The 4,167-nt window shown below is 63.7% G+C and carries 5 protein-coding genes; 1 reads left to right on the forward strand and 4 read right to left on the reverse strand.

Annotated features, from left to right (window positions below; all coding sequences use genetic code 11):
• Positions 1-320 precede the first annotated feature (320 nt).
• Positions 321-1,364, reverse strand: a complete 1,044-nt coding sequence (gene epmA / locus EOA60_RS21585; protein ID WP_127335689.1) for an EF-P lysine aminoacylase EpmA — start codon at positions 1,362-1,364, stop codon at positions 321-323.
• Between the two features lie 129 nt (positions 1,365-1,493).
• Between epmA and efp the strand changes: the two genes are divergently transcribed.
• Complete coding sequence (gene efp, locus EOA60_RS21590) at positions 1,494-2,063, forward strand: elongation factor P (RefSeq protein ID WP_067000944.1); 570 nt, start codon at positions 1,494-1,496, stop codon at positions 2,061-2,063.
• A 196-nt stretch (positions 2,064-2,259) separates the two neighbouring features.
• Here efp and EOA60_RS21595 read toward each other — a convergent pair whose 3' ends face one another.
• The 3 genes from EOA60_RS21595 to EOA60_RS21605 are packed head-to-tail and all read right to left on the reverse strand — an operon-like array spanning position 2,260 to position 4,128.
• The gene (locus EOA60_RS21595; RefSeq protein ID WP_245479253.1) at positions 2,260-3,504 is read right to left on the reverse strand and encodes a response regulator; all 1,245 of its coding nucleotides are present in this window, start codon (positions 3,502-3,504) and stop codon (positions 2,260-2,262) included.
• Complete coding sequence (locus tag EOA60_RS21600) at positions 3,422-3,787, reverse strand: response regulator (RefSeq protein ID WP_095783172.1); 366 nt, start codon at positions 3,785-3,787, stop codon at positions 3,422-3,424. Before EOA60_RS21600 ends, EOA60_RS21595 begins: the two co-directional genes overlap by 83 nt.
• The gene (locus EOA60_RS21605; protein WP_245502593.1) at positions 3,784-4,128 is read right to left on the reverse strand and encodes an ATP-binding protein; all 345 of its coding nucleotides are present in this window, start codon (positions 4,126-4,128) and stop codon (positions 3,784-3,786) included. Before EOA60_RS21605 ends, EOA60_RS21600 begins: the two co-directional genes overlap by 4 nt.
• Between the last annotated feature and the right edge of the window lie 39 nt (positions 4,129-4,167).

Here is a 4,167-nt window from a genome sequence, read left to right on the forward strand (position 1 = left end):
CACGGCGACCGCGTCGGCGGCGTCCGCCCCGGCGCGCTTGGCCGCCTCGACGAGCGCCGCGACGCGGCCGGTCAGTTTCCCTGCGTCGAGCGTGTTGGTCATGGTTAGTCCTGTTTGTTCAAGCTGTGCGGGAGGGCAGATGCTGCCGCACATCCATGGATGCCGGGCCGCCATCTCTGGAAGCCCGTACTATCGTCTTGGATGCTGCTGCACCATCTATTGTTCCACCACCGCTTGTGCAATGGCGGATGCGGCAATCTCAAGGCAATCGCGGCCCTTCGCAGCGCACTGCCCCGCCGTAACCGCGTGAACAGTGCGGATTAGCCGGCCACCGGCGCCCAGATCACATCTTCAATCCTGGCGGCGCCGGTTGCCAGCATCACCAGCCGGTCGAAGCCGAGGGCCGAGCCGCTCGCCTGCGGCATGATGGCAAGCGCGGCGAGGAAATCCTCGTCCAGCGGATAGCGCTCGCCATAGATGCGCTCCTTCTCGTCCATCTCGGCGACGAAGCGGCGGCGCTGCTCGGCCGGATCGGTGAGCTCGCCAAACGCATTGGCGAGCTCGACGCCGCAGCAGTAGAGCTCGAAGCGTTCGGCGACGCGCGGGTCCTCCGCGCTCGGCCGGGCAAGGGCCGCCTCGGAGACTGGATAGCCATAGAGGATTGTCGCCCGTCCCTGCCCCAGCGCCGGCTCGACCTTTTCCACCATCACGCGGCTGAACAGGTCGGCCCAATTGTCGTCGGGCGCGGTGCGCAGGCCGGCGCGGACCAGGCCCTGGTGGAGCGCTTCGCGGTCGGTGCTGCCGTCGGCGCCGACGGTCGCCAGCAGATCGATGCCGGCATGGCGCATGAATGCTTCCGCCACGCTCAGCCGCTCCGGCTCGGCGAAGGGATCGACCTCGCGGCCACGAAACCGAAAGCTTTTGGCCCTGGCCTTCTCCGCGGCGAGCGCCAGAAATTCGGCGCAGTCGGCCATCAGGCGCTCATAGGCCTCGCCGACGCGGTACCATTCGAGCATGGTGAATTCGGGATGATGCAGCGGCCCACGCTCGCGGTTTCGGTAAACGGAGCCCAGGCTGAAGATGCGCTTCTCGCCGGCGGCAAGCAGCTTCTTGCAGGCGAATTCCGGCGAGGTGTGAAGGTATAACGGCTGGCGCGACGCGTCCGGCGCGATCGCCTCGGTGGCGAAGGCCGCAAGGTGCGCCTCGTTGCCGGGTGAAACCTGCAGGGCGGCCGTCGTCACCTCAACGAAATCGCGCTCCGCGAACCAACCGCGCAAGGCGGCGGCAATGGCGTTGCGCGCCATCAGCCTTGGCCGGCGGTCGGCATGAACATGCGGCGTCCACCATCGCGAAGCGGCGGTCATGGGCGGGAAAATCGCCGAGGAGGCTGGCGGTTCGACGCAAGATGCGCTACGGCGCACGCGATGGCCGCCGTCGGCGCTTCGTGGGCAAAGACGCTTGCAGGCCGAAAAACTCGATTGGGATTGAATATCGTGGTCAAGGTCATCGCCAGTTCCTTACGCAAAGGCAACGTCGTCGATAAGGACGGCAAGCTCTATGTCATCCTCTTTGCCGAAAACATCCACCCTGGCAAGGGCACGCCGGTGACGCAGCTCGACATGCGCCGCATCGGCGACGGGGTGAAGATCTCGGAGCGCTACCGCACGACCGAGATGGTCGAGCGCGCCTATGTCGAGGAGCGCGAGCACACCTTCCTCTATTCCGACGGCGAAGGCTTCCATTTCATGAACCCGGAAAGCTACGACCAGGTCGTGGCCTCAGAAAGCGTGGTCGGCGACATGGCGCCCTACCTGCAGGAAGGCATGGCGGTGCAGCTGGCGCAGTTCAACGGCGCGCCGATCTCGCTGACGCTGCCGCAGCGCGCTGTCTTCGAGGTGGTCGATACCGAGCCGGTCACCAAGGGCCAGACGGCGTCCTCGTCCTACAAGCCTGCGGTGCTCTCCAACGGCGTGCGCACGGCCGTGCCGCCGCACATCACGACCGGCACGCGCGTGGTGGTGATGACCGCCGATGGCTCCTATGTCGAGCGCGCCAAGGACTGAGGGTACAGCAGTCAACTATCACAGCTCGCCTGCGGCCAGGCGGGCCTATCGTCAGCACGGTTTGTCCGCCGTCTGGGCGTGAGGCCCTGACCCGAAGCGGATTTGCGGTTGCCGCGACGTGAACGGCAGATCCGCGCCGCGGCGCCGGTGGTTCGACGCACCGCATCTCTCGAACGAAGCCGGAGTGCGCTCAACGCTAGATTGGCCGACCGATCCACCGCACGATTTCATAGGCAGGCATCGGGCGGCGAAAGCCCTTCAGCGTCAGTTCGCCAACAGGAACGGATTCGACCAACGACTCGACAGCTCCGAGGACTCGTTGGCTAACAAGAATCTGGCGCGATTTGGCCTCCTCGCATAAACGGGCGGCATGGTTCGACACAGTGCCGATGACGGCATAGTCCGAGCGCTGATCAAAACCGATGCGCCCGATGGTTGCGTGGCCCCTGGCAATGCCGATCCCAAAGCCAAGCAAATAGTCCCGCTTGCGCCATCGCTCGGAATGCTCGTCAATCGCTTCGCGCATTGCGGCAGCCATCGAGACAGCTCTCTCACTGTGGTCGGCACATGGCATTGGATCGTTGAAAACCACGACGATACCGTCGCCCACGAACCGCTCGAGCGTCCCCTCGTGACGGACGATTTGTTCGCCGAGACAGGAATGATACTCGGCCAGAACTGTCATGACTTCTTCGGGTTCGGCGGTCTCTGCGAACGCCGTGAAGCCGCGCAAATCGCAAAAGACAACCGTCACCTCGCGGCGGTGGCTCTGCAAGAGCGCATCTCCATTGCCCGCCGCAACGATGAGGTCGGCGACCTGTTCGGGCAGGAACCGCCTGAGCCGCGCCATTCGCTCGAGCTCCGTCACCTGGCCGGCGACGGTTTCCTCGAGCGAGCGGTTCCAGTCGGAAAGTTGCGCGGCTTGGTCCTCAAGGCGCTTGGCTTGGCTCGCGACAGTGTCGTGAAGCGCCTTCTGGCGCAACATCGAGCGCACCCGCGCCAGCAGCGCCCTGTGCTCGAAGGGCTTTGTCAGATAGTCGTCGCCACCGGCGTCCAGCCCCTCGACCACGTCGCGCGTGTCGGCTTTCGCGGTGACCAGAATGACGGGGATCGATCGCAGCGATTGATCCTGCTTGAGCATGCGGACCACACTGATGCCGTCGAGCTTCGGCATCATGATGTCGAGCAGGATCAGATCCGGCGTGAGTTCGCGGGCTTTCGCAAACCCCTCTTCACCATCGGCGGCGGTTACAACTTCATAGCCATTCGCCTCGAGACGCATGCGCAGGATCTCGAGGTTTTCCGGAGTATCGTCAACCGCGAGAATGCGAGGCGGATCGTGCAAGGTGTTGCCTCCCTCAAGAAAGGAAACCGCGAATCTCGGAAAGCAGCTGGCGTGGACTGAATGGCTTGGCAATGTAACCATCGCACCCAGCAGCAAGGGCTTTCGCCTTGTCGCCCGACAACGCGTAGGAGGTGACGGCGATAATCGGAATGTGCCGGAGCGCCGGGTCGGCCTTGATGCGGCGGGCCGCTTCATACCCGTCGATCACCGGGAGCTGAATGTCCATAAGGATCAGGTCTGGCCTGTGTGCTGCGGCTGCAGCGATGCCGGCGGCACCGTCCGCCGCCTCGATCAGTTCGTACTCGGTGGTGGCAATGAGATCGCGGATGATTTGGCGGTTGTCCTCGGTGTCTTCGACCATCAGGATTCGTTTGCTCATGCGGCCCTCACGTCCTCATTCATCCTGATCGGGACCTTCAGACGGAATGTCGACCCTGACCCGATCACGGACTCGACGTCTAAGGTTCCGCCATGCATTTCGGCGATGCGCTTCGAGATCGCCAGGCCAAGACCTGTGCCACCTTTCTGCCTGGTGCTGCTGTTGTCGACTTGCTGGAATTCTTCGAAGATGAGAGCCTGGTCTTTGGACGCAATGCCGGGACCGGTGTCTCGGACGGCGATCTCGAAGTTCCCATCGACCGCATCGGCAAGAATGTCGACTGCACCTGTTTCGGTGAACTTGACGGCATTGCCTGCGAGATTGAGCAGAATCTGCGTCAAACGGCGTTCGTCCCCACGGCCGATTGGAAGGTTCTCGGC

Origin of the sequence: Mesorhizobium sp. M1A.F.Ca.IN.020.06.1.1, from assembly GCF_004023265.1 — a bacterium.
Lineage (GTDB): Bacteria > Pseudomonadota > Alphaproteobacteria > Rhizobiales > Rhizobiaceae > Mesorhizobium.

Bases quoted from the DNA above. Each gene is read 5' to 3' on its own strand.
- EOA60_RS21600 (WP_095783172.1), bottom strand. From the start codon at position 3,787: ATGAGCAAACGAATCCTGATGGTCGAAGACACCGAGGACAACCGCCAA.
- epmA (WP_127335689.1), bottom strand. From the start codon at position 1,364: ATGACCGCCGCTTCGCGATGGTGGACGCCGCATGTTCATGCCGACCGC.